This window comes from Vibrio sp. J1-1 (genome assembly GCF_021728395.1).
Classification (GTDB): Bacteria; Pseudomonadota; Gammaproteobacteria; order Enterobacterales; family Vibrionaceae; genus Vibrio.
The window spans coordinates 23,156-48,628 of record NZ_JAKKCM010000001.1 but is presented as its reverse complement, the minus strand read 5'-3'; the positions used below and the strand labels follow the sequence as shown (position 1 = coordinate 48,628).

General features: G+C 44.1%; 17 protein-coding genes and 4 pseudogenes. 14 read left to right on the top strand and 7 right to left on the bottom strand.

Annotated elements, in window-relative coordinates; translation table 11 throughout:
* Positions 1–10 precede the first annotated feature (10 nt).
* Entirely contained in the window at positions 11–319 is a 309-nt protein-coding gene (locus L3V31_RS00195) for a cysteine-rich CWC family protein (RefSeq protein ID WP_237313619.1), read from the bottom strand.
* Between the two features lie 116 nt (positions 320–435).
* Here L3V31_RS00195 and L3V31_RS00190 point away from each other — a divergent pair, with 116 nt between their 5' ends.
* Positions 436–651, top strand: coding sequence for a DUF3820 family protein (locus L3V31_RS00190; protein WP_005375557.1), 216 nt, complete (start codon positions 436–438; stop codon positions 649–651).
* A gap of 285 nt (positions 652–936) precedes the next feature.
* On the opposite strand, the pseudogene L3V31_RS00185 reads toward L3V31_RS00190, so the two are convergent.
* Positions 937–1,184, bottom strand: a pseudogene (locus L3V31_RS00185) (hypothetical protein); the annotation flags it as partial.
* 457 nt (positions 1,185–1,641) lie between these two features.
* Here L3V31_RS00185 and L3V31_RS00180 point away from each other — a divergent pair.
* From L3V31_RS00180 to L3V31_RS00155, 6 genes and pseudogenes are all read left to right on the top strand, one after another.
* Positions 1,642–2,964 (top strand): hypothetical protein, encoded by a 1,323-nt coding sequence (locus L3V31_RS00180; protein ID WP_237313617.1) that lies wholly within the window; start codon positions 1,642–1,644, stop codon positions 2,962–2,964.
* Positions 2,954–3,946, top strand: coding sequence for a formyltransferase family protein (locus L3V31_RS00175; protein WP_237313615.1), 993 nt, complete (start codon positions 2,954–2,956; stop codon positions 3,944–3,946). The genes L3V31_RS00180 and L3V31_RS00175 overlap by 11 nt, the downstream gene beginning before the upstream one ends.
* A gap of 10 nt (positions 3,947–3,956) precedes the next feature.
* Entirely contained in the window at positions 3,957–4,568 is a 612-nt protein-coding gene (locus L3V31_RS00170; RefSeq protein ID WP_237313613.1) for a tail fiber protein, read from the top strand.
* Positions 4,569–4,726: 158 nt separating this feature from the next.
* Positions 4,727–5,551, top strand: a complete 825-nt coding sequence (locus tag L3V31_RS00165) for a sulfotransferase (RefSeq protein ID WP_237313611.1) — start codon at positions 4,727–4,729, stop codon at positions 5,549–5,551.
* Positions 5,552–5,619: 68 nt separating this feature from the next.
* Positions 5,620–14,601 (top strand): DUF4347 domain-containing protein, encoded by an 8,982-nt coding sequence (locus L3V31_RS00160; RefSeq protein WP_237313609.1) that lies wholly within the window; start codon positions 5,620–5,622, stop codon positions 14,599–14,601.
* A gap of 187 nt (positions 14,602–14,788) precedes the next feature.
* A pseudogene (locus tag L3V31_RS00155) lies at positions 14,789–14,887 on the top strand (integrase); the annotation flags it as partial.
* 276 nt (positions 14,888–15,163) lie between these two features.
* On the opposite strand, the gene L3V31_RS00150 reads toward L3V31_RS00155, so the two are convergent.
* Positions 15,164–15,745 (bottom strand): VTT domain-containing protein, encoded by a 582-nt coding sequence (locus L3V31_RS00150; RefSeq protein ID WP_237313607.1) that lies wholly within the window; start codon positions 15,743–15,745, stop codon positions 15,164–15,166.
* Positions 15,746–16,170: 425 nt separating this feature from the next.
* Between L3V31_RS00150 and L3V31_RS00145 the strand changes: the two genes are divergently transcribed.
* The 4 genes and pseudogenes from L3V31_RS00145 to L3V31_RS00130 all read left to right on the top strand — a co-directional run.
* Positions 16,171–16,983, top strand: coding sequence for a hypothetical protein (locus L3V31_RS00145; RefSeq protein ID WP_237313605.1), 813 nt, complete (start codon positions 16,171–16,173; stop codon positions 16,981–16,983).
* Between the two features lie 563 nt (positions 16,984–17,546).
* A complete protein-coding gene (locus L3V31_RS00140; protein ID WP_237313603.1) occupies positions 17,547–17,978 on the top strand; it encodes a hypothetical protein in 432 nt (143 codons plus the stop codon).
* Between the two features lie 111 nt (positions 17,979–18,089).
* A complete protein-coding gene (locus L3V31_RS00135) occupies positions 18,090–18,464 on the top strand; it encodes a hypothetical protein (protein WP_237313601.1) in 375 nt (124 codons plus the stop codon).
* 217 nt (positions 18,465–18,681) lie between these two features.
* Positions 18,682–18,768, top strand: a pseudogene (locus tag L3V31_RS00130) (DUF3820 family protein); the annotation flags it as partial.
* A gap of 82 nt (positions 18,769–18,850) precedes the next feature.
* Here the strand turns inward: L3V31_RS00130 and trpB are convergent.
* Together trpB and L3V31_RS00120 are read right to left on the bottom strand one after the other, a co-directional pair.
* Entirely contained in the window at positions 18,851–20,074 is a 1,224-nt protein-coding gene (gene trpB / locus L3V31_RS00125; RefSeq protein WP_237313599.1) for a tryptophan synthase subunit beta, read from the bottom strand.
* Between the two features lie 183 nt (positions 20,075–20,257).
* Positions 20,258–20,506: a hypothetical protein gene (locus L3V31_RS00120; RefSeq protein WP_237313597.1), complete on the bottom strand. Its 249-nt coding sequence runs from the start codon at positions 20,504–20,506 to the stop codon at positions 20,258–20,260.
* Positions 20,507–20,956: 450 nt separating this feature from the next.
* On the opposite strand from L3V31_RS00120, the gene L3V31_RS00115 reads away from it, so the two are divergent.
* Entirely contained in the window at positions 20,957–21,943 is a 987-nt protein-coding gene (locus L3V31_RS00115) for a GTP-binding protein (protein WP_237313595.1), read from the top strand.
* 186 nt (positions 21,944–22,129) lie between these two features.
* Positions 22,130–23,419 (top strand): DEAD/DEAH box helicase, encoded by a 1,290-nt coding sequence (locus L3V31_RS00110; protein WP_237313593.1) that lies wholly within the window; start codon positions 22,130–22,132, stop codon positions 23,417–23,419.
* An 80-nt stretch (positions 23,420–23,499) separates the two neighbouring features.
* On the opposite strand, the gene L3V31_RS00105 is transcribed toward L3V31_RS00110, so the two are convergent.
* Positions 23,500–24,342: an arginase family protein gene (locus L3V31_RS00105; RefSeq protein WP_237313592.1), complete on the bottom strand. Its 843-nt coding sequence runs from the start codon at positions 24,340–24,342 to the stop codon at positions 23,500–23,502.
* Positions 24,343–24,348: 6 nt separating this feature from the next.
* Positions 24,349–25,083 carry an IclR family transcriptional regulator gene (locus L3V31_RS00100; protein WP_237313590.1) on the bottom strand — a complete coding sequence of 245 codons (735 nt, stop codon included), beginning with the start codon at positions 25,081–25,083 and terminating at the stop codon, positions 24,349–24,351.
* A gap of 220 nt (positions 25,084–25,303) precedes the next feature.
* On the opposite strand from L3V31_RS00100, the pseudogene L3V31_RS00095 reads away from it, so the two are divergent.
* Positions 25,304–25,420 (top strand): annotated as a pseudogene (locus tag L3V31_RS00095) (EAL domain-containing protein); the annotation flags it as partial.
* Between the last annotated feature and the right edge of the window lie 53 nt (positions 25,421–25,473).

Genomic DNA, 25,473 nt, shown 5'->3' with positions numbered 1-25,473 from the left:
AGCCAGTCGATTAAGCGACTGGCTTTTTCTCTAGGCACTTACGACATAAGCACCGTTGCTCTTTATCAGGCGTCGATATGTCTCTTTCCTCAACTTCAAAACACCAACAGGTCTCTTTTCCAGCTGCGATATCACAGTGTGCTTTAGTGCCGCACTCTGGGCATGAATGGGTAGAGTCGCAACCCGTAATTTGATCGATCAGGCTGTCTCGCTGTGCATCCGTCTTATCTTTCCACTGGATGATCTCTTCTATCGTTCTGTGGCAACCAGAACAGATGCCGCCATTGTTTTTACAGGCAGCACGACAAGGTGACTTCATTACTTTCTCATACTATTTTTGAATGGCGCATACTTTAGCATAAAGCACGGTGAAACTGGTCGGGAGATTGCACCGGTGGTACTCTTATCCGACTTACGATAACCACAATTCAACTTATGTTAGAAAAAGAGAACCTGATAAAACTGGCAAGAATGCAAATGCCTTTTGGGAAATACGCGGGAAGAGTTTTAATTGATCTACCAGAGGAATATTTGCTGTGGTTCGATAAAAAAGGGTGGCCAAGCGGGGAGTTGGGGGATTTACTCAAGTTGTGTTTGGCGCTGAAAATCGAAGGCTTAGATAGTGTAGTAAAACCGCTCAAGCGAATGTAATTATTCAGCCTTTCACAAAGAGTTGCTTGGTTGCAGAACATTATCCAAACTTTAGTATGTTATCTTGAAACGTTGAAGCCTGACGCTATCAGGCTTCAACGTTTATCAAACTGATCTAGTTCAAAATTCATTAAGACTCTGTTGATGTGAGGATGCCTTGCAAAATCCAATCGCAAAAAGATTGAATGTGTAAAGGTGGGCCGCGTAAGCATTTTTATCTTTATTAGTTGTATTGTCCTAGAAATGAAGCCTCTCCGTCTTTAACCAATAATCTACTCTTATCTGCGGATATACCCGAATACTTTCTCCTTTGTTGGTTCTGCCGTTATAAATACTCTCCAATTCGGGACGTTGATTCTTTGGAGGTTAATAATGATTTTTTCCTAGAACTCAAATATTTCTTCGAGTTTCCAGAGTGTATCGACATGCATTAAAGAGAAGGCTTATTTGGCTAGAATTTGCATTACAGATGAGTTCTTACCCACGGAATAAAGTATTACCGAGTTATCAAATTCAGCGGAGACTTCGCACATGATGTGGATCGATTCAGCCAATTTGATAGAACTACTCGAGGTTGCTTCTCCTTAACTGGGAAGAGGGGATCTTTTTGGAACTTCTTGCCGAATAATTATGGCAAAAAATTCATTGTAAGTAATAATTATGTGATTAATGGCATAGTGCGTTATTGGAGTGTTGGTCTAATGTTAATGATTGATTGGCCAGTTATTGATATGAGTTAATCACTGAAAGAAGAACACTCGTTAAGCCAGCAACAGGCGCTTGAGGCGTTACATTGCTTCCGGGATTTTCCTTTTAAAGACACATCAGAGGATGATATCTAGACTTCTTAACTAAACAAAAATGAGCTTTGACACAGAGGTGACACCGACAACTTTGGCTTATACCGGAGGAAGCCAGCCTCATGAAACTGTCAACCTATGTTGAAAAAAAATACTCACAAAAATAGAGATTCAATTAATGAGGTTAAACATGAGCATAGGTGCTGAGATAGAAAATGAGGAGAGGCTGGTTGTATTGCCGAAGAAAAAAGAAGTCGCCTCTCCGGATTGGAGTGAAATCCGCAGAGATACAAACTTAAAAGGGGATTTAAACGACACGCTTCGTCAAAAAATTCAAGGTTTAAGTTGTGCTAAACCTGTTGGCAATCTTACAAAGAGCACATGCAGTTTTGTCGGCTCGATATTAAAGACTCCTGTTCTGGATAAAAACGCGTTAGCTCCAGCGCTAAATAGCTTATATGAGCAGAAAGCTCAGTTTTATCAATCCCTCAATATTCCCAAACCCTTACGCACTCGACAATATATTTGTGGATCCGGATTGATTTTATCTCCAGATCATTGCGTAACGACTATTCGCGATAGCCTAAGAGTCGGGCTATTTCTAAAGGGAGTTGATGCAGCCCTAAAGCAGCTCGCGGAAAAGAATTTTGGTGAACCCTTGCATATTGTATATCCCGCATGTGGTCCTTTTGCTCCATTGTTACTTCCTTTACTTACCTACTATAAAAACCAGAATATTTATTCTCCTCACGAAATCAACGTTACATTCATTGATATTCAGCAAGGGGCTGCAATCGCTTTGGATGCCCTGGTTAAGCAGTTAGGGTTACAGGAATATGTCCGGAAAATATGTTGTGTTGATGCCTGTGAATATCAGGTAGCCAGCGACGTGCACATGGTCATTCTTGAAGCTATGCAGCATGGTTTTAGCCGAGAGGGACATTTACGTTTAGCAAAACACTTTGCCGATCTTTTGCACCCTAATGGTATTTTTCTCCCTCAAAACATTGCTGTCACAGCGTCTTTGAGTTCTGCGCAAAAAGAATATGTGGATCAATGGAAGACCGACGATATGTCTGTTCACGAAAAAATGAGAAAAGAGCGTATCGACTTGGGCAAAGTCCTGGATGTTAACCTGGAATTCTTAAGAACTATGCAAGAAAAAGTGATCGATGAGCATACACGTATTGTGGAATGTTCAACGCTTACTATTCCGTATTTGGATCCGACAGAAGGTGAGAAAACCTTGCTATTCCATACTAGGGTAAATGTGTTTGGTGACGAGTGGTTGGGCGAATATGAGTCGGGCATTACTCACCCGTTACCGGATAGCCAGGTGTGCGTTAATTTTATTCCGCAAGATCCTCGCCCGGGAGATTTATTAGTGGGCTCAGGTGATAGTTTGACTTTTTATTATTGCATGAATGGCTTGCCAGGCTTTCTAACAACAGAAGCCGATCCTTCTAATGGCGATAGAGAAAGCATGCTGGCGGAGAATGGTAATGGAAGCTAAGCCAAGAGTCGTTTTATTTTTAACCAGTTTGTTCGCGCAGAATACGTTAGCCTTTTTGGCTCAAAACCAATATTTGGTTGGGGTTGTTTTGCCAGACCCGAATGAACTCGGTGAAGCAGGTGGTGAAGTCAATCGAATTGCAGTGCAGTTACAACAATCTGGCATTCCATTTCAAATGTGTTGTAAAGAAAAGTTACCACTCATTGTTGAGCAATTAGACGCCTGGAATGCGAACGTCGGGCTAATTTCAACCTATCCTCATGTGTTATCTGAGGAAATTATCGATTATTTTTCCGGTCGGAACCAACTGGGTATTTACAATATTCATGCGTCTCAATTGCCTAAGTACTTAGGACCAAATCCCATTTATTGGCAAATTAGAAATGGCGAAATAGAAAGTGGTGTTGTTATTCATTGTGTAGAAAAGGTCGCCGACACCGGCAACATCGTTCTTGAAAAAACGGTACCTATCGAACCTCTGGATACCCTACCGAGTTTAACTAATCGTCTGGCATATGAAGCGTATGTGCTGGTGATGGAATTAATGAATCGGCTTTCTTCATCAGGCAAAAAGCTTAAAGGTGAACCCCAGGAAAAAAATACGGACACCACATATGCCCCAAGGCTAACCGAAAAAGATTACATCATCGATTTTGATTCTATGTCAGCGAATGAAATCAGTTCTATGTGCCGAGCAGGGAATGGCTCTCCGTATGGTGCAATTCTCAATATAAATGGGGTTTCATTAAATTTAATTCAGGCTACACCAGTTGCACGTGAAACCTTTGGTACCAAACCTGGAACCATTATTTTTATTGGTGAGCCCGAAGGTCTGATTATATGTGTTAAAGGCGGTGCGCTTAGATTGGATATTATTTCTGGTGGCGACGGTGTCTATAGTGGGCTGGCTTTTGCGGAACGTTTTTCTTTGGATGCAGGGGCTGTATTTAATGCGTCTTTTTCACTAAAAATACAAGCTTGAGGGTTTAATTATGGATAGTCCGTTTGTAGGACAGATTTGTCCTTTTGGTTTTAATTTTGCACCACGTAACTGGGCTTATTGTGGCGGAGCCTTGTTACCCATTAGTTCGTACACAGCATTATTTTCGTTATTGGGAACTAGCTATGGTGGAGATGGTAGAACAAGTTTTGGTTTGCCAAACCTTAATGGTCGAACGGCTGTTGGTATGGGGCAGGCACCTGGAACTGGTTTAAATTGGCCAATAGGGTTTGCTTATGGCGAGGATCAGCACACAATGACACTCGCTGAAATGCCACCTCACTCCCATGCATCGACGTTTAACCCACAGCCTGATGCTGGCTCCCTGACTGCTTCAACTCAGGAGGGGGATTCAGAAACACCTTCTGATGGGGCGTACCTGGCTAAAACCAAGCCAGGATCATCTCCCGCAGACCAGCCAGAAAAAATCTATCGTAGTGAGCTTGGGGATAACCCCGTTTCTTTAGCTGGCGTTGTTGCGGCTGGTGGTGGCACTGTCATTGTGGAGAATGCTGGAGGAGGCCACCCCTTTAATGTGGTGCAGCCAAGCCTGAGCGTTAACTACTGTATTGCTTTGGAAGGAATATACCCATCTCGAAACTAATTGTTGCAATGGTCGAGTAAGAAACGGTAGTAAACGAGTACTACCGCTTCTTTCGGTTGTTGTCATATACGTGTAGTTGGAAAGACACCAAAAATATAGCTATTCGTTTTATATAGGTTCGTTTTAGATAGGTTCTTTTTATATAGGGAAGGCTTTTAGTGGAAAAAATTCATTTTATTTCTGGTATGCCCCGTTCGGGCTCAACCTTGCTTGCTGGTATTTTGCGCCAGAACCCAAAGTTTCACGCATCCATGAGTAGCCCTGTTAGTGGTTTAATGAACGGTTGTCTTGAGCAAATGGGAGCAGGCGGTGAATTTTCTACTTTTTTTGATACCGATAATCGAAAGCGGATCTGTCAGGCTATTTTTGAAGCGTATTACGAGGACTTGGTGGAAAAAGAAGTCATATTCGATACTAATCGACAGTGGACCGCTCGACTTCATCAATTAAACGAAATGTTTGATGACTTTCGCGTCATTTGTTGTGTGCGTAACCCTGCGTGGGTTATGGATAGCTTTGAAAGTATTTATAGGAAAAATCCTTTTGATTATAGCCGTATGTACTCTCCTCAAAGTAGACAAACGGTGTATTCCCGATGTGAAGCGTTAGCAAATGCTGGGGGGGTTATGGGCGGTGCCTGGACGGCATTAAAAGAAGCTTATTACGGTGAGTTCTCTGAAAAATTATTGTTGGTTGACTACGATATTTTGACGCAGTTCCCTGAGAAAGCTATTGCCCTGTTATATGACTTTTGCCAATTGGATAAGTTTGAGCACGATTTTAACAATGTGGAATATGAAGAAGGTGAGTTTGATGAAAAGCTGGGTGTAAAAGGTTTACATACCGTTAAAAGAAAAGTCGAATTCAAGCCAAGAAGAAGTATTCTGCCTCCAGATTTATTTCAGAAATACAGCGATATGGCATTTTGGCTGGATACTACAGGTACCAACGCCAGTTGTATTGTGCCCAAAGAACAACCCTGAACGACCTTAAGCCGTTTGTGAAGTTAAAAAAATTTTTTGTGGTGTATCAATAGAGATAAGGTTCAAATATGAATAAACATGTTTTGACAAGTCTTGCTTCTGCAATGATGCCTTTAGGACTTTGTTTTGCTGGTACGCCAGCAGGTGTTTATGGTGCTTATACGAACAGAAACTATACACGGCAAAAAGCAAATAATTTTTCTTCTGGTAATTTGAGCATGAATTACCAACCTTTGCTCTACTCAGGTGAAAAAATATTATCTCCTCTGATTACATCGAACGAACTTCAACAAAAAAGCACAAGCACAACGAATGACTTATTGGTGATAAAATCGGGTTTGGTGACTGATGCGAGCCAGCAGAAACAAACGCTTGGCTCTGACTTGGTTATTTCACCGGGCAATACTTCCGACGCTCTTGTTATTTTTGATCAGGCTGTTCCCAATAAACAACTATTTCTCAATGGGCTTAAACCGGGGATTGAGTTTGCCGAAATCTCATCAAATGAAGACGGTTTAAAGCAATTAAAGGAAATCCTATCTAATTACAAAGATTTAAAAGCATTACATATTGTTTCTCATGCTGAAGACGGGGTGTTATTACTTGGTAATAGCCGAGTAACAGAACAGCTTCTTAAAAAAGAAATGGAATCTTTATCTGCACTGGATAATGCGTTAATTGATGGTGCCGATTTGCTTTTATACGGTTGTGATTTGGCCGCTACAGAATTTGGTGAGCAGTTTTTAGAATTAATCGCGGGTTCAAGTAACCTTGATATTGCGGCATCTAACAATGTTTCATCGGGCGACCTTTTAAAAGGCGATTGGGAGCTGGAAATAAAAAAAGGAAGTGTAGAAACGGATCTGGCATTTTCTGAAATAGCGTTAAAACAATTTGATGATGTCCTGGCTATTGATGATGCAACAGGGAGAATAATAAATACTGACGGATTTCCTGCTGGCTACTCTGCCTCTAAGTCTTATGATGTTGATGGTAGTGGTTATATTTTCCGAGTTGTAACTAACTCTGGTAGTGGTAGCTCGCTTTACTCGGCTTTTGGATATTTGGCCGTTAATTTGTCTGGTGCTATTGCAGGGCTCAATACCGTTACGGTGGACTTTGCTGGAGGTAATACGTTTAGCATCGACAGCTTGGAGATGCAGTCAACGACAACACGTAATTATGTGTTTACGCCTAGTACAGGTTCGCCGGTAACTCTCTCGGTTTCAGGTGCTGATTTTAATACTCAAGCACTGGGCTTTACCAATATCACCAGCTTTACCATTGCTCGTCAGGATGGCAATGATCTCGAAGTCGCCTACTTGGATAATTTTGTGATCAAAAACGCTGCTCCGCTATCGGATAGTGATGGTTCTTTAACTGCCGCTGCCGGCGTAACCGAACCTGTCGCGCTGTATACGACGGTTGATACGGTTGGCGAAGCCGTCGATCTGTTCGACTTCACGCTTTCAGATGGCGGCACCAGCGATGGTCTGGCAATGGCTATCTCTCAGATCGTTGTGAATGTATCTGGCACGGCTAATGACACAGTGCGAAGTCAGATTACCTATCGCCTGAATGGTAATGATGTTTCTAATGTTACCGGTGTTTATAACGTGGGTAGTGACACCATCACCTTCTCAGGGCTGAGTATTTCAATTGCGGATGGTGCCAGTGAGACTTATACCATAAACGGCTATTTGAATGATAACTCCGGGTTAACTGAAAACCAGACGATCATTCTGAGTGTGGATGGCGATACGGATGTCACCGTAGCCAGTTCTGGTACTCAAATGGGAGCGACCTCTGCGGTAACGAACTTGACGGGTACAACGATAGAAGTTGATGCGACTCAATTGGCATTTACCACCCAGCCTGCTGGTTCGGTATCCGGTTCTGCGCTATCGACTCAGCCTGTTGTTACAGCCCAAGATGCTTTTGGTAACACTGACGTTGATTTCACAGAAACGGTCACTCTGACCGAAGCCAGTGCCGGTACTTTGAGCAGCAATACTGCTACTGCGAGCAATGGCGTAGCCACCTTTAGCGGACTGACCTATACCGCGACTGCCGATCAGCAGAGTTTTACATTAACGGCTAACGACGAGGATGGGATCGGATCTGATTTGGCCACGGTTGATGCGAACGCAGTGACAGCCGACGTCGTTGCAACTAAGCTGGTATTTGATACTCAGCCAAGTCCTCTGTCTGTTTACGATGGAGTAGCGACCAGCCTGACAACTGTACCGGTAGTTTCCGCTAAAGATGCGAATGATGTGGTGGATACGGGGTATTCAACGGATATTACTCTTGCTGAGGTTAATGGTGCGGGCTCTGCGACCATGACAGGTACAGGTGATACTGATGGTAATGGTGCAACTGTCAGTATCACTCCATCTTCTGGGTCTGCGACATTTACAGGAATGGCTCTTACCTATACCGCATTTGGTGCTTCCGATGAAACATTCAATCTGCAGGCCAGCTCTGGTGGTTTGACGGTAGTGAACAGCAGTCAGATGACCGCATTAGTAGACAGCACTGCCCCGACCTTTGACGTGACTCCGTCTCTCTCATCTGTCTCTGTCAGTGGTGCAACTCTGTCTGTTGATTTAGATGAAGAAGGCACCGCCTATTATGTGGTGGTGGCAGATGGGGCATCCGCGCCAAGTGCAGCTCAGGTCAAAGCCGGCCAGGACAGTACAGGCTCTTCGGCGCTCGCTTCTGGTAGTATCACCACTTCTGGTACCACGGGAAGTGCCACTATTTCCGGGCTGGAGGATGGCACCAGTTATGACGTCTATGTTGTGGCACAAGACAGTATCGCTAACCTACAGACGTCGCCAACCCAGCTTAATTTAACCACGGCCGATATCTCACCGGATATTAGTTCGATTACCGTTTCCGGTTCTCCGGCGGCGAATGCTTCCAGCGTTGATTTTGTAGTCAACTTCGGTGATGACGTCAGCAATATTTCAACCGACGACTTCACTGCGAAGCTGGATGGCAATACCGATAGTGGCGTTGCCGTCACTAGCGTTTCCGCCTCTTCGGGTACCAGCGTCACTGTGACGGTATCAGTATCTAATGTGGATGGGGCTGTTCGTCTGGATCTGAACAGCAGCAACGATATTGTTGATGAAAGTGGCACTAACCCTGCGGCCTTTACCTCTGGCTCTACGCATACCGCTGACACCGCTGCACCAACAGTGACCGCCATTGTGCGCAAGGCACCGAGCGATGAAAACACCAACGCCGACTCACTGGTCTGGACGGTGACCTTTTCTGAGTCCGTCAGCAATATTGGTACTGCGGATTTCTCAGCTTCAGGTACGACTGCAACGGTTAGTAGCGTTTCAGCTGCATCCGGCAGCAGCGTTGATGTTACCGTCTCTGGTGGCGATCTGGCCAGTTATAACGGTACGGTCGCATTGAGTGTTGCCAGCGGGAATGATTTGGTCGATGGTGGCAATAATGCTTTATCCAGCACGACACCAACGGGTACAACAGAAGGCTATACTCTGGATAATACGGGTCCAGTGTTTGTATCGGTAGCCGAAGCTGGAGACAGTTATTACAAAGCAGGTGAAACTATCACCTTTGATGTCGATATGGGTGAAACGGGGCTGAATGTCACAGCCAACCTGTTTGTGCTGGACCGTGACTTTAGCTCCGCAGCGACGCTAACCGATAACAGTGATGGTACCTACAGCCTGACAACATCTGCACTGGATTCAGGAAGTAATATGCAGGAAGGTGCTATTGCTGTGGCCTTTACTGCTATGGACGTAGCAGGTAACTCAGCCACTCATAATACATTGACGCTGAACCTGGACAAGACCGCACCGACCTTTGATAGTAGCAACTCAACACCAATTGACAACGCTACAAAAGTCACTGCTGGCGATGATATCGTTCTGGACTTCAGCGAAGCGGTGAATCTGGTCAATGGACAGACGATCACGCTTCTTGACGTGACAAACAACACGCCACGAGAAACCTTTACCGTGAGCAGCGCGACCGCGGGAAGCGGTGATCAGGGCGGAAGTGCGAGTTTGTCATCGGATAAGATTACGCTGAATCCGGGATCTGATCTGTTGGCCGGTACTCAGTATGCGGTGCAGATTTCTTCAGCAACTGTTGAAGATCTGGCAGGAAACCGCTTTGCTGGTATCAGTGACAATATCACCTTTAATTTCACTACGGCTCCGACACTCGCCATTAGTGTGGATTCCTCAGAAATATCTGAAATGTCGGGTAGTGCCACCTATACCGTGACACTTCAGGATGGCAATGGCAATGCGTTCACCGCAACAGAAAATATTTCAGTTGAGATCGCTCTGGCCGGAACGGCAACGCGCGACACAGATTATTCGGTGACCGGATTGGGCTCTTCCGATGAAGTGACGATTGCATCCGGCAGTTCTTCTGTAACCTTTACCGTAACCGCCACTGATGACACCGCGGATGATGACGCGGAAACTGTTTCAGCAACATTGAACTCAGTTTTAACTGGTACTGCAAGTATCAGCAGCAGTGACGCCGAATCCGTTACCATTAATGAAAATAGCGCTCCAGTCTTTAGTAATTTGGATGCAACGCCATCTTACGCAGAAGACGGCTCACCTGTAGTGATTGACAGCGATGTCATCATAAGTGATACCGAGTTGGATTCTCTTAATAGCGGTAGTGGTAATTACGATGGAGCAAGCCTGACAATTGCACGCAGTGGTGGGGCAAACAGTAACGATGTCTTTGCTAACAATGGCCTGCTAGGTGAACTGACCGAAGGCGGCGATCTGGTCTATGACGGCACGGTTGTAGGTAGCGTAACGATCAACTCAAACGGTACCCTGACACTGACTTTTAACAGCAATGCAACCACAGCACTGGTCAACAGTGTGATGCAGAACATTACCTATGCGAACAGTGCCAATGAGCCATCGAGTTCGGTGGTATTAAGTTTTACTTTCAATGATGGTACAGAAGACAGTACTGGTACCAACGAGGTAACGGCTTCCGTATCTGCGAGTAATGATGCCCCAACTTTAACGGCTACGGCTGCTAATCCAACCTTCACGGAAGGCGGCAGCGCAGCAACGGTGTTTACTGGCAGCAGTGTGAGTACGGTTGAAGCGGATCAGACACTGAGCGGTTTGGTATTGACCGTTAGCAATGTAACGGATGGCAGTAGCGAAATCCTGAATGTGGATGGCTCGGCAATCGTTCTGGAAGACAACCAGTCGGGGACCACCAATAGCCTGGCGTACACTGTATCTGTCAGCTCGAATACGGCAACCGTTACCCTAGCGGGGGGAAGTTTCAGTGAAGCTGACTTCCAGACATTGATTGACAATATCAGCTACCAGAATAACAGTGATGATCCGACAACGAATAGCAGTCGTATGGTCACTATTAACAGTTTGACTGAGAGTGGTAGCGAGAATGCGACCACCAGCGTGAATATTGCTTCAACCGTCACCCTTACTCCGGTGAACGATGAACCAACATTAACGGCAACCGCTGCAAACCCAACCTTTAGGGAAGACGGGGAGGCGGTGGCTCTGTTTAGCGACTCATCGGTTGATACGATAGAAACTGGCCAGACGTTTGCGAGCTTGACGCTAAAAGTAGCGAACGTTACTGATACCGGAAATGAAGTACTGAATATAGACGGAACCGCTGTCGTCCTGAATGACAGTGAAAACGGTACGACAACCGCTAATAGCCTTACGTATGCCGTATCGGTTTCATCCACAACGGCGACATTAACGTTGACTGCTGGCAGCCTGACAGCGGCCGAGTTGCAGACATTGCTCCACAGCATCAGTTACCAGAATAACAGCGACAACCCGACGACGGATAACGCCCGAGCCGTTACCATTACCCATCTGACCGACAGTGGTTCGAATACGGATGATAATGACAACGTAAACGATGCACTGAGCGTGATTTCGACGGTAAGTATCACCGCAGAAAATGACACACCGGTTGTAAGTGATGTCCCATCCAGCTTTAGCGTGACAGAGGATTCGTCATCAAGCCTGGATCTTAGTGCTATCAGCTTATCTGACGCGGAAAGTGATATCGTTTCAGTGGCTTTGAGTGTTGATAGTGGTGCTCTGACCGTATTTGGTGGTGACGGTACGGCAAATGGTGTGACGGTTAGTGGTTCCGGTACGGCTATTGTAACGGTCAGCGGCAGTGTTGCAGACCTGAATAACTGGTTCGCAATAACAGATATATTAAGCTTTACGACCGATAGTAACCAAACGACTAATGTAACGCTAACGGTGACGCCGTCCGACGCTGAGACGGGGAGTGAGACATCGTCAGTACTCACAGTAATCTCTGTTAACGATACGCCAGTAGCTGTCGATGATCGCTTTACGCTTCCTGCAACGGATGATGGTATTTATAGGCTGGATGTATTGAGTAATGATACTGATATCGATGGAGATACATTAACGCTGGCGTGGGTAACAACGGATTCAGGTACAGCCACTATTACTAATTCTCAGATTGTTCTGACTACAGATACAATTGGTACGGTCAATCTGAAGTATGGTGTGAGCGACGGTAATGATGCTAGTGATACCGGACAAGTCACCGTTGTGATCTCGCCGGATGTGGAGGTAGCACCGGACATTACCGCTCCAAATGGTGTTGAAGTGAATGCGACCGGACTATTTACGAAAGTAAACTTGGGAGTAGCAACCGCCGTAGATAGTAGTGGAAATGCGTTGCCGGTTTCTCTGGTTGATCAGCAAACCTACTTCCGGCCGGGTAAGCATACCGTGTACTGGAGTACCGAAGACGCCAATGGCAACAAGGCAACGGTCAGCCAGCAGGTCGTGGTTCATCCGCTGGTCTCTATCAGTAAAGATGCGACAGCCGCCGAAGGTTCAGATTACAGTGTGAGAGTGTTCCTGAACGGAGAGGCTCCTGAGTATCCGGTAACGGTTCCTTATACGGTGAGCGGTACCAGTGATAGTTCCGATCATGACCTCGTTGACGGCAAAGTGACTATCTCAAGTGGCACAGAAGGAACGATAGAATTTTCCGTTCTGGGAGACAGTGAAACGGAAGGTGACGAAACGCTGGTGATTGCTCTTTCTGACAGCTTGAACCTTGGCAGTAAATCAAGCTTCACACTGACCATAAGTGAAGAGAGCGTTGCTCCGAAAGTTAGTATCGATATCACTCAAAGTGGTGAGTCTCGCTCTGTTGTGGAAAACAGCGACGAGACCGTGACAGTTACGGCTAGCGTGACTGATGCGAATGAAGACGGTGCTTATACATACCAATGGGTCAATGACAATTCAGCGTTGGCCAATATCAGTTCAAATGACAACGAATTTGAATTTGATCCCAGTGCGTTGGAGTCGGACGTTTATCAACTTCAGTTGGTGGTAACCGACAGTGACTCAGCATCTCTGACTTCGAATATCTATATTGAAGTGGTGGATCAATTTGCGGCACTGGGCAGTACTGATAGTGATGGTGACTTAATACCGGATGATCAGGAAGGTTCTGGTGACAGTGATAACGATGGTATCTTGGATTATCAGGATGCTATCAGTGAATGTAACGTTATTCAGGAGCAGGCTTTAGTATCAGGTCGCTATCTGGTAGAAGGTGAGCCGGGCGTTTGTTTGCGCAAAGGCGTCACACTGGCAGGTAACCAAACCGGCGGAATACAACTGCTCACCGATGAGTTAACAACCGACGATTCAGCGGTAAACGTCGGTGGTATTTTTGACTTTGTCGCTTACGGATTACCGGCAGTTGGTCAGACCTATCAGCTCGTGTTCCCACAGAGATTACCAATTCCAGCTTATGCAGTGTACAGAAAGTACAGTGAGGGTGAATGGAAGACATTTACTGAAGACACAAAAAACTACGTCTCCTCCGCAGCGGGTGAAAAAGGATACTGTCCTCCTCCAGGCGACAGCGCTTGGACAACCGGCCTGACAGAAGGCGATTGGTGTGTGCAGCTAACCATTGAAGACGGTGGACCAAATGATGACGATGTCTTGGCTAATGGTAGTATTATCGACCCTGGTGGTGTCGCTACAACCACGGTATTTAATCGTGCACCTGTTGCTGTTGATGACACGGTTTACGTTGCGATAAATGGCAGCGCGGACGTTGATGTGTTGGATAACGATACTGATGCGGATGGCGACTCACTGAGAATCAGCAGCGCCAGTGCTGCGCTAGGCACAGTAACGATTAGTTCTAACGTGCTTACCTATGAAGCTCCTGTAGACTTCTATGGAACAGATACCATTGCCTACAGTATTACCGATAGCAATGGTGGTACGGCGGCAGGAGAAGTAACAGTAAATGTCACTGAAACAGCCGGTGGTGTTGTGAATAATAGCGCCGGAGGTGGCGCTAGCATGGGTGGAATAGTGATGTTTATTCTTGGTGGTTTGGCGATGGTTCGTCGTCATAGCCGTAAGCTGCTTGCCGCAGCATTAACGTTGCTAAGCTTTAGCAGTCAGGCGAACTGGTATCTGACTACGGATCTGGGTTTCAGTAGAGCCGATGAGCGAGTGTCTGACTCAGAGTATTCGGTTCTGGATTTGGACAAGCGCGATACGGCATGGTCTATTGGGGTTGGTTATAACCTCAATCCGGATTGGTCAGTGGCGGCACGCTATCTTGATTTGGGTGAGGGACATGCCACGCTAGACTTAGACAGCAGCATCATGCCCCCGACTGAGTATCATGCAGCGGTAGCGAAAGTCTCGTCTGTTCTTGCTGAGGGTTTTACCGCCGAAGTTAGCTATGCGCTTTTCCGTAATGAGCACGCCAAACTGAAAGCTATTCTGGGTGGATTTGTCTGGAAAGCAGAGTTTGACAGTGATTATCAGGGGATGCATATCACGAGTACAGAGCGAGGCGTTGATCCTTATATCGGGCTAGGAGGAGATTACTACTTTAGCGATCAATGGTCAGCAGGCTGGCACCTAAACCAGTACTTCATCGACCTGAATGATGTGACGACGCTTAGTGTGAATCTTTCTTATCAGTTTGGAAAGTAGCGACTAACTTCCTTCATGGTTAATCACAAAGCCGTTGTCTTTCTGATATGAAAGATAACTGCTTTTGTCCACCTGCGCTTCAGGCAGCCTGACCAACGGCGATCGCGGCTGCAGCTAGCACTATTGAACCTAGCCATTGATAGCAAGTCAAGAGCGAGTGATTTACCAAAGTTACTTTTATTTATGCCAGAGCGAAAACATTAGAACGGTACAGATTGTTCTGGGGCATTCAAAACTCAATAACACTATTCGTTACCTTGATGTTGAACTGGAAGACGCTCTCAGAGAAAACGGAGTACTAACAAGTACCGATACAGCCTTTTCTAACAAGCGGAACATAAATGGGGTAACATTAAGTTGCCCCAAGGTGTGCCAGCATTAATTGAGCCTGTTCTAGGATGCTTTGTCGTATGACTTAGCTTTACTAATACGTGTGACGCAACCAAATAAGCGGATTTTTCGCTGAGTCACGATGTTAAATCAGTTGCTTCGGTAATTGTTCACACTCTTAGATTGGTATCATTGCATCGAATATCAAGCACCTTCAATGATCACAGGTATACTATCCACCACCTGTACTCAGGTACCAGACTATTATCAATACCAGCGTTATTAGACCTACTGTTGCAAGTTTATATTTTTTTATCAATTCTTCTGCTTTATCACCGGCAACATATACTACCAACGCAATACCAAAGTACCTCATGGCACGAGATAGTCCCGTCGCGAGTAGAAACAAAGGGAGCGAAAAATGAGTTGCTCCTGCCGCCAACATAGCAATTTGGAATGGGATGGGCGCTATTCCCAAGGTCATGATAAACCAGAAACCTTCGGTATTTATTTTTAGTATGACAGTATCGAGGCGTTGCTCTGTTACCCAGTTTGCCACTATATAATCTCGTAGTAGTTCGAAAGTGTAGTATCCAAGCGCATATCCGAATAGCGCGCCCACGATACAGCCTGCAGTGGCCATTAACGCAATCTGCCAGAGCTTATCGCGCCGTTCCTGCAACAGTGGAATAAGCAATGCTTCCAATGGAATCGGTACAATCGTGGACTCAAGAAAAGAGGCAGTGAAAACACCACCCAAAATATACTCAGACTCAATCAGGTCTTTGGTTTTTCTTTTCAGTTTTTTAACCATGAAAACTTTATCCTTCTGAGTATTTGATGAAACTTAGCCAGACCCTATGGGCATTATTATGATAGACCGTACCAGCAAGCGCCGTTTGCTTCCGTCACACCAACTACAGAATCAGGAGGCAAGTTAAACATTTCCAGAACAGTGCTGGCTGGGCATGAAACACGAATTTGCCCCAAAGAGTGTCAGTTCAAGATTTAGAACACATTTCTTTTGTCATTATTTGACCTATTTTTTCTAATAACTAGATATGAAGTCAGTTTTGTGGAGGATGTAATGCCGACACTGTCTTTATTTTGAAGTTTTGTTTTATTTTTAATTAAATAAAACTATATGATAAGAGACTGTATTCGGTACTTTCTATAAACTTATATGGAATGTGTCTAGTTAAAAGATACTTTTAAATATTTAATCGAGGTTTTTGGCCATTGAAAAAGATACTAACAATATTAACTACATCGATCGTTTTTTTATTAGGCAGTATTTCAGCTATATATATTGAAAAAATCCCTTTTGATGTAAGTGCTATTTTAGGCGTTGTGTTTACTGGTGTCGCAGCGCTTGCTACAGCCTATGCTGCATTAAGTGCCTCTCGGAGTGCAAGAGTTGCAGAACAGTCTGCATCAATATGGAAAAAACAAATGCGATTGGATGTGGAACTTTCCGAAGCCAAAAAGTTAAAAATGGCACTCAATGCTTGGCACCGACACTTTGTCCATGAAGCAGAAAAGTATTCTGGAGAAGATCTAATTAGAATTGGGGAGCTTCTTCAAATTCAGAACAAAGAAGTTTCAATTAATCACCTTCATAAGTACATAAGTAAGTATGAAGAGTTATGGGGAAATTTAGAGCATTCTTTTGATAATGCTAGCTTCATAGTTAATGATTTTGAAGAACGTCTGCGTTTGAGGAGGCTTAGTTACACGCACTCAAAAGGGTGTGATGAACTAATGTCTTACCTTCAAGGAATTACTGAACCGGGTCCATATTTTTTTGAAAAAAACTGTTCTGCTGTTTACAGAGCTTCAGATTGGCACGAACTTGATTTAGCTGGCTTTCCGGTTACTAGAGTAAAACTAGAACAGCGAGATGCAAATGGGAAGTTAGTGACAATTAAAAATAAAAATGATGAATTTATATATACCAGTGTTTTTGATGATGTTCAATCGTGGTATACCCAAATTGGAATTAAAATAGATTCTCAAATTGAAACCATAAAATTCAAATTAGACAACATTTAACAAACGACTAAGGCTTCAAGATACTTTTTCTTATCTGAACTGATGCCGATAAGTTATTTTAACTAAGAAGCTTTTGTCCAAAATCTTCTTCGCTCAGGTTAAGATCCCATTACACTAGTCTGTCTTTGGCACAACTTTACTAATACATGTGACATAAATACGTCATCGACGAAACATCAACCAGTTGGAGGCTTTTTTGGGTCGGTCACATTATGAGTAGGAAGAGTACAAGAAACATAACTTAATTCACCTACTTGAACTATTTTTATGTGTACTGTTGCAATATGGCGTCATATGGGACGTAATTAATGACTATGTGAAAGCCAGCTTGTCATGGTAAAGATGAAGAAACTGGCCCTAAAGGTGGGACATAAAAATCCTAGGTAATCTAATTTAGTGACATGTAACATTGAATCGTAATTTAACAAGCGTTCAAGGCGGATTTACAATACTTGGCGGTTTCGGTTCGTATCGGCTTCAGTGTTTAGGTTACATGATTTAGTTAGGAGATTGACGTTGTTCACCACTTAACGAACTACATTAGGATGAAAGGAATTAGTCATATGGTACATGAACAATTAGATAACAATAGCTCTTCAAAGTGGTGGCTCTGGCCAATTTTGCCTTTTGCGTCGGTGATTGGAGCTACTTTAGGGGCATTTCTTCTTGCTTTAATTCAATGGTTTGGAATGAAGATGCAAGGTGGTTTTAGGGAAGATGGATGGTATTTCTTATACATAATGCCTGTGTTCTCTTCTGCGATTTTTGGCTGGTTGTTTTCATACATTACTTTATATTTAGCGCCAAAAGGAAAAGTAATAACGGCTACTATAATGGTGACAATACTTGGTGTAATTTTGTCTTTTAGTGCGTTCATTCTTTGGACTAATCCATATAAAGAATTTGGTGAGGCAATTCAAGCATCTATTAGTAGCATAGTTACGATGATTGCTGCTATTAGCACGATTGTTTCTCAAAAAGATAATTTTCAGTGAGATTTTCCTAACAAACGTTTAAGGTTTCAATGTGTTTTTCCTTATCTAAGGAAAATATAATCGAGTTTAAAATAACAAAATATTATTTATTAAAGCTTTTGGATATTATACATGAACATCAAAAAATATATTATTCTACTAGGATCATTGTTTTTTTCATTCAACTCATTTTCCTTATCTAAGATGGATACTCAAGAATATTATGAGCAAATGACACCATATGCACTTTGTGCAGCAATTGCTAAATATAATAATGATAATCTATTACACAATAAACTAACGAATCATATGTATGATTCTTTGGAAACATATACGAAAGGTGAGTTCCTGAGCAATACTAAACGAGGATTCATGGTTGGATATGTATCAGGAATGTCTCAAGCTGTATTTGGTCAAATATATAAATACCAAGGAGAACCACAAGGTTTGAGCCAAAAAGAATTTGCAAGTATGGCACAAAAGAAAATGTGTAAAAAATTCCAATAAGGCATTGGTGCGGTTACGCTTATACAAGATCTGACAATATATTTATATCAGTATGTTCGAGACGTTCAGAAACTAGTTAGACGTAAAAAGCATTAGTTTTGGTAATGATATAAGCCAACTTACGCGATCGTCAGCTAAATTGGTTTTGTCCATAAATGAGTTACAGAGGATAATCTCCGGTTTGTGATCACCGAGCGATTCTGTCGTACCTTAATTACCAAGCGGCGAGTTGGGGGATTTACTCAAGTTGTGCTTAGCGCTGAAAATCGAGAGCTTACATTCTGTAGTGAAGCCACTTAAGTGAATGTAAAAAAGATAGAATATTCACTAACGCTAGATACAACAAAGCCACCTATTATCGGTGGCTTCAAGTAGAAACAGTAAGCTTAGATCAGCGATTCAATCCCATATTTCGCACCGTAGTTTTCGACTACAAAATCAATGTCTTTATCACCGCGGCCAGACAGGTTGATAAGAATCGAACCTTTTTCTCCTTGTTTAGCAAGTTTTATTGCGTAAGCCACCGCGTGAGACGACTCAATCGCGGGAATAATGCCTTCCTCACGTGACAGTTCAAAGAACGCGTCTATTGCTTCGTCGTCAGTGATCGAACCGTAATTCACACGACCGATATCTTTTAGGTAACTGTGCTGCGGACCAACAGACGGGTAGTCTAGTCCACTTGCCACAGAATAAACTTCCTGAGGTTCACCTTGTTCATCTTTTAGCATGTAAGATTTAAAACCATGCATGATGCCCGGTTCGCCCAAACTAAGGGTTGCTGCGTGTTCACCTACTTTGTCTAAAGAGCGACCAGCAGGCTCAACACCGTGAATCGCGACCTGTTCGTCGTCTAAAAAGGCACTGAACAAGCCCATTGCATTGGAACCACCACCCACACATGCAACGAGGTTATTCGGTAATTTACCCGTCATTTCTTTAAACTGAACTCGAGCCTCGTTCCCAATAATAGATTGGAAGTCACGAACCATTTTAGGGAACGGGTGAGGGCCTACGACCGAGCCAATGGCATACAGTTGGGTCACTGGATCTTTTAAATAGGCTTCAAATGCTGCGTCTACAGCTTCTTTCAGCGTTTTACGCCCGTGCGTTGCAGGAATCACATTGGCACCTAGGATTCTCATTCGAACCACGTTTGGATGTTCTTTAGCGATGTCCACCTCGCCCATATAAATATCGCACTCTAATCCGACAAGTGCTGCTGCTGTCGCTAATGCTACGCCATGTTGACCAGCGCCAGTCTCTGCGATCAGTTTCTTCTTACCCATTTTTTTAGCGAGAATTGCTTCCCCTAAACAGTGGTTAATCTTATGGGCACCAGTGTGGTTGAGATCTTCGCGTTTTAGATAAATATCGGCACCGTACTTTTTGGACAAGTTTTCAGCGTGGAAAATAGGGCTCGGTCGACCGACAAAGTGTTTGTATAGGCGTGCCAATTCTGCTTTAAATTCAGGGTCTTTACTACATTCTTCATAGGCAGCGTTGATGTCTCGCATGATTTGCTCAAGCTCTGGTGGGACAAAACTGCCGCCATATTCGCCAAAGAATCCTTCATTGTTGGGCATAGTGTAGTCGAAAGAGTTATTCATTGTTCACGTCCTAATTCACGTCTTAATTTTTATGATTAGTACGTTTATACCCAAAATCTAATGCGTATTGTGTGATCAGTTGCCTAAATCTTGATGTTGTTCTTGTGAACTAGTTGAATAGTACGGATTAAATACAAAAAAGCTTGCTTATAAAAAGCAAGCTAATAGTTAATCACATTCACATTAATGTGTACGAGATGGACCGTTTCGAACGATATCTTTGCCGTTGTCGTAGACGTATTTTGAAACCCAGCGACCAAGAAGTAGCTGGTGGTTATCTCCCAAAACTGCGACAAATGGGCGGCCATCGCTATTTGTCGTCGCAAGTGCAATTCCTGCCACGCCTTCTAGGCCCAGAGCACCGCTTTCGACTAAATGCAGAAAGGTTTCTAGCTCTTCAATGGTTTCGATCACTTGATCATCAATGTTCATGGTATTCAATCTCTTCGAATAGCAGATATTTTGTGGCGCGTACTCTACCTAAGTTAAGACGAGAAACCAAGTTTCTGGTACTTTCGTTAAAAATTTTCAACGGTCTTCATATAATGTTTAAGAGTGAATAGGGCAATCAAATTAGTATTTGGGCCAGCGAATCAGCGAATCAGCGAATCAGCGATTAATAGGTTAGAAGGTGAGTCCATTGATGGCGCAGGTGGTTGTTAATCACAGTACGGATGTTGCTGTCACAGGCGGAAAGAGTTGCTGACAACCGATTATTAATATAACCCGCTTGCAGATTTCTCGATGTGATATTTATCTTTAATAATATCAACGTGAGAGATTCTACTGTCGTGGTGGTTCCACAGTGACAAAATCATTGAAGCACATCACGTTGTCCGTATACTTTGACAGAGTATGAATGCACTAACGTCGGAGAAAAGCATGTCAAAAAGAGTACCTACCAACATACTGACTGGTTTTTTGGGATCAGGTAAAACGACGACGATCTTAAACCTTCTAAAGAAAAAACCAGAAGACGAAAACTGGGCTGTCTTAGTCAATGAGTTTGGTGAGATTGGTATTGATGGCGCTTTGATGACAGACCAAGGTGCGTTGATAAAAGAAGTACCTGGCGGTTGTATGTGCTGTACGGCTGGTGTTCCTATGTCGGTGGGCATTACCGCTTTGTTGCGTCAAAAGCCCGACCGTTTACTTATCGAACCGACTGGACTTGGTCATCCAAAGCAAGTGATTGCGACACTGACTTCTGAGCAGTATCTACCGTATGTTGATCTTAAAGCGACAATCGCATTGGTCGACCCTCGTAATTTAAGCAGTGAAAAGCACCTATCGAATCAAAACTTCGTTGATCAGCTAGACTGTGCCGATGTGGTTATTGGCAGCAAAGTCGACCTTTGTACTAGCCACGACATCGATGTGTTTAACGACTGGATCACCGATCAGTCACCCTCCAAAGTGTTTAGCAAGCTGATTCACGACGGTGACCTACCCATCGAAGTGTTAGATATTGAACGAGTCCATGGCAGTGCTTCTTCGCATATTGAGTCTCATCATCATGAACACGCGCATCAAGAACCACAATTTCAACTGCCACCGGGTGAAGCTTTCATTCGTAAAGAGAATAAGGGGCAGGGCTATTTTAGTTGTGGTTGGTTATTTGGCGCAGAGCATACGTTCGATTTCGATCAGCTTTTCTCCATGCTATCGGCCTTAACGGCAGAGCGCGTAAAAGCCGTGGTGAATACTGATCGAGGCTGTTACGCATTTAATGTGGCGAATGCGGTGGTTACGGTTAATGAAATCAGCCTTGAAGGGTTTGAATCGAGATTAGAAGTGATCGACTCTCAGTTGCTTCCTTGGGATGAGTTAGAACGTGTTCTGCTTAAACTGTCTGGGATAGAGCAATAATCAGTTACCTGGGTATCTTACCTAAGCGGTCAAGCAATGCGGTGTTAGTGTTTGCTGCTTAATCTGTTGGTACAGACTTAAAACTGAAAAAAGAGATAAAAGTGAGATAAATCACTTAAATTCGGGTATAGTGCACGGCTGAATTTTTAACGCTATTTTTAGTGGTTTGTTTAAGGAATACGCTCAATGTCATTTTCATCTCAAGGTTTTGCACCAGAAGTCGTAAAAGCGCTGGCAGAATGCGGTTATGAAAAGTTAACGCCAATTCAACAGAAGGCGATTCCAATGGCTCGTAAAGGCCATGATATCTTCGCTACAGCTCAGACTGGTACTGGTAAAACGGCCGCGTTTTCATTGCCTATGATTCAGCGACTGCTAGACAGTGATCACAGTGCTTCACGTAAGACCGCGCGTGCGCTTATTCTTGCTCCAACGCGTGAACTGGCAGAGCAGATTGCTGACAACATCAAAGCGTACACCAAATATACCGACTTATCGGTGGTGGCAGTTTTTGGTGGCCGTAAAATGTCTTCACAAGTCTCAGCGCTCGAAAACGGTGTCGATATTCTTGTGGCAACACCGGGCCGTCTGGAAGAGCACATTGAGCAAGGTAATGTCTCCGTTGCAAACTTAGAGTTCCTCGTTTTTGATGAGGCTGACCGTATTCTGGATATGGGCTTTATTCACGCGGTGCGTAAAATCATGTTAGATGTGGACACGGATCCGCAGATCATGATGTTCTCTGCAACGACATCCAGCCAGCTAAACCTATTGGCAAAAGACATTCTGCGTAAACCAAAACGCATCGAGGTTGAGCGCGCCAATACAACAGCACAAACTGTTGCTCACGTACTTTACCCCGTTGATCAAGAGCGTAAAACCGAGCTGCTTTCTGAACTGATTGGTCGCAAAAACTGGCAACAAGTGTTGGTGTTTGTGAACTACAAAGAAACCGCAAATGAAGTGGTTAAAGAATTGAAGCTTGATGGTATCAAAGCGGCAGTTTGTCACGGTGACCGAGCGCAAAGTGCTCGACGTCGTGCGCTTGAAGAGTTCAAATCAGGCAAAGTGCGTGTGATGGTAGCAACCGATGTTGCCGCTCGTGGGTTGGATATCGCTGATCTGCCACATGTCGTGAACTACGATATGCCGTTCCTTGCCGAAGACTACGTTCACCGTATTGGCCGTACTGGTCGTGCTGGTAAGCAAGGGCATGCGGTTTCCTTCGTAAACCGAGATGAAGAGCTGACCGTTGTACAAGTTGAAACCTTGATTCAACAACGAATTCGCCGTATTGAGCTTGCAGGTTATGAGCCAAAACAGCGTGAGTCGTACATCGAAAAGCTGAACTCCAAACCGGCATTTAAAAACCGTCAAGGACGTCGTAATAACCCTAACCAATCTGCAACAGACCAAGGTTCTGCAGAGCGCCGTCTGGCTATGGTGAAGCGTTTGAAAGCACGTCGAGCGAAATAACCAATATTGTGACGGTATAAATTGAACAAAAGCGCCCTTCAGTTGGAGGGCGCTTTTATTTTATCGGTTCTATCTTGCTATCAGGCCGCGTGATCTAAAAGTGGCGCTATTTGATACAGTTCCTCAATAATCGTTTTGGTTTGTCTTGAATAGACTAAACGGTCACGATCACCAACCAACTGTATGGCTTTTACTTTGCCCGAGACCAAACATAGCCTGATGGTTCTCAGCACCATCTGAATATCTAAAGACATCTCACCATCAAGGTCGTTTTTTGCGATAAGCGAACCTAAATCAACCGAAATAATCACTTGGTCGCAACGGTCGAGATAATTGCCAACTTGTTGTTTGACATGATTACGGTGTCGAAAAGTAAACTCTCTATCGGTTATCCAGCCACAGCCTTGGTCCTCAGCATATTCCCATGTTTCTTGCTTGGTATCTTGTTGGTTAACACCCGCAAAAAGCAGCCTAACGTTTGGGTAGCGAGAAAGCGCAAAATGAAATGCAGATCCCACCTTTGGCTCTAGTGTCGGCTTTAAATGCATTTTGTGGCCTATATGCAATATACCAACGTCGTCTTGGCAAGCGGTGACCACTGGCAGCATAGACAAAATGGCTTCGGTACAATTGGTTACCAATACTGGAATGGAATGACGGGAAAGTGCCAAGCTAAGTGCTTCCTGAAAATCCCCGTTCTCCAATTGAGCATGAGTAAAATGACCACAATGCGCAGCTGTAGTTTGATCATGTTGCTGATAGAGCCATTCGCTCGCGCTTTCTAAGCTTTGATCGGCTAATTCAAACGCGCCTTTTGACATAGGAGCAACGCGCTCACAAACCGTCATAAATGAAAAAGGGTAGTGCTGAACTGGTGGATGTGTTGGTTGATGAAATTTATAACGTTTGAAAAAGCTCAACATGATGAATTACCTTTCTGGTGGTAGTGCCCTTGCCGCCTGCAACACGTGTAAAACGATACGTTGCTTGTCCTTTTCGACCCTGTGAGCTGGAGCCATAACCGAAACTGCGCCAACGAGTTTACTTCCTTTCATGACAGGTGCACTGATACCAGAGACACCAGGATCAATTTCAGAAGTACTGACGGCGTATCCGTGTTTTCTGATCGTGGCAAACTCTTGTTCCCATTCATCAAGACAATGGTCCTGTTTGAAGTAGCGTAAGATCTTCTCGCCACGACTCTTAGGCATATAAGCCAGCATCACTTTGGATGAGGCGCCACGAAGCAGGGGTTGACTTTGACCCTGGACGAAGCTGCACCGTAGCGCCTGCATACTTTCTTTTTGTCTGACACACAATGCCCGATAACCAGAAGGAACCATATAGGCTGCCATTTCTCCGGTCTGCTGAACTAAGCGAGCCAAGATGGTTTCAACCATATCAAGACCGTGTTGTGAGCTTTCATAGCTGTGCATCAATAGCAGTGCAGCTGGTCCTACTACAAATGTCTTGTCGTGGACGCTTTCTTCAATCAAGTTCCATTCTTTTAGCAGTTTCAAATGCCGGTAAAGACTGCTCAATGGTACGTTTAATTGCTCACTTAGTGTTTTCGCAGATACTGGGAATTGGCTTACCGCTACTTTCATTAATAATTGCAGCGCCTTTTCGTTTACCTGATTAGCGTTTGCTTTGTTTGTTGTCATGTACAGGTTGTAACTTGTTGGATGATATAGGACAACTATAATTCTTAATTGCTGAGAAAATGAAAATAATTTTTATAGGTAATTCTTACTAAGTGAGAAAAGCTTGGGCCGAGATAAACCCCGTGGTTTTGTCTCAAGAGGGAGTCGGTTGCGCATTAAATGGTAAATAAGCTCAAATAACCTCCAGATGCGAGGTTATTTGTTTGCGGTCTTACAAGCTCAGTTGAAGGTTAAGCTTATTGCGGAAGGTGTCGAAACGCCTGAGCAAGCAGAGCTCCTGAAGAAATTGGGCGTGCAATATCATGAGAGATACCTCTATTCCAAGCCGTTACCATAAAGTCGTCTCGCACGACGACCGATCACTTAATCGGATACTGTATTTAAGTGTCA

Coding starts and splice junctions, on each gene's coding strand:
- L3V31_RS00135 (WP_237313601.1), top strand. CDS start 18,090: ATGAACATCAAAAAATATATTATTCTACTAGGATCATTGTTTTTTTCA.
- L3V31_RS00170 (WP_237313613.1), top strand. CDS start 3,957: ATGGATAGTCCGTTTGTAGGACAGATTTGTCCTTTTGGTTTTAATTTT.
- L3V31_RS00190 (WP_005375557.1), top strand. CDS start 436: ATGTTAGAAAAAGAGAACCTGATAAAACTGGCAAGAATGCAAATGCCT.
- L3V31_RS00180 (WP_237313617.1), top strand. CDS start 1,642: ATGAGCATAGGTGCTGAGATAGAAAATGAGGAGAGGCTGGTTGTATTG.
- L3V31_RS00175 (WP_237313615.1), top strand. CDS start 2,954: ATGGAAGCTAAGCCAAGAGTCGTTTTATTTTTAACCAGTTTGTTCGCG.
- L3V31_RS00105 (WP_237313592.1), bottom strand. CDS start 24,342: ATGTTGAGCTTTTTCAAACGTTATAAATTTCATCAACCAACACATCCA.
- trpB (WP_237313599.1), bottom strand. CDS start 20,074: ATGAATAACTCTTTCGACTACACTATGCCCAACAATGAAGGATTCTTT.
- L3V31_RS00100 (WP_237313590.1), bottom strand. CDS start 25,083: ATGACAACAAACAAAGCAAACGCTAATCAGGTAAACGAAAAGGCGCTG.
- L3V31_RS00110 (WP_237313593.1), top strand. CDS start 22,130: ATGTCATTTTCATCTCAAGGTTTTGCACCAGAAGTCGTAAAAGCGCTG.
- L3V31_RS00160 (WP_237313609.1), top strand. CDS start 5,620: ATGAATAAACATGTTTTGACAAGTCTTGCTTCTGCAATGATGCCTTTA.
- L3V31_RS00140 (WP_237313603.1), top strand. CDS start 17,547: ATGGTACATGAACAATTAGATAACAATAGCTCTTCAAAGTGGTGGCTC.
- L3V31_RS00115 (WP_237313595.1), top strand. CDS start 20,957: ATGTCAAAAAGAGTACCTACCAACATACTGACTGGTTTTTTGGGATCA.
- L3V31_RS00195 (WP_237313619.1), bottom strand. CDS start 319: ATGAAGTCACCTTGTCGTGCTGCCTGTAAAAACAATGGCGGCATCTGT.
- L3V31_RS00120 (WP_237313597.1), bottom strand. CDS start 20,506: ATGAACATTGATGATCAAGTGATCGAAACCATTGAAGAGCTAGAAACC.
- L3V31_RS00150 (WP_237313607.1), bottom strand. CDS start 15,745: ATGGTTAAAAAACTGAAAAGAAAAACCAAAGACCTGATTGAGTCTGAG.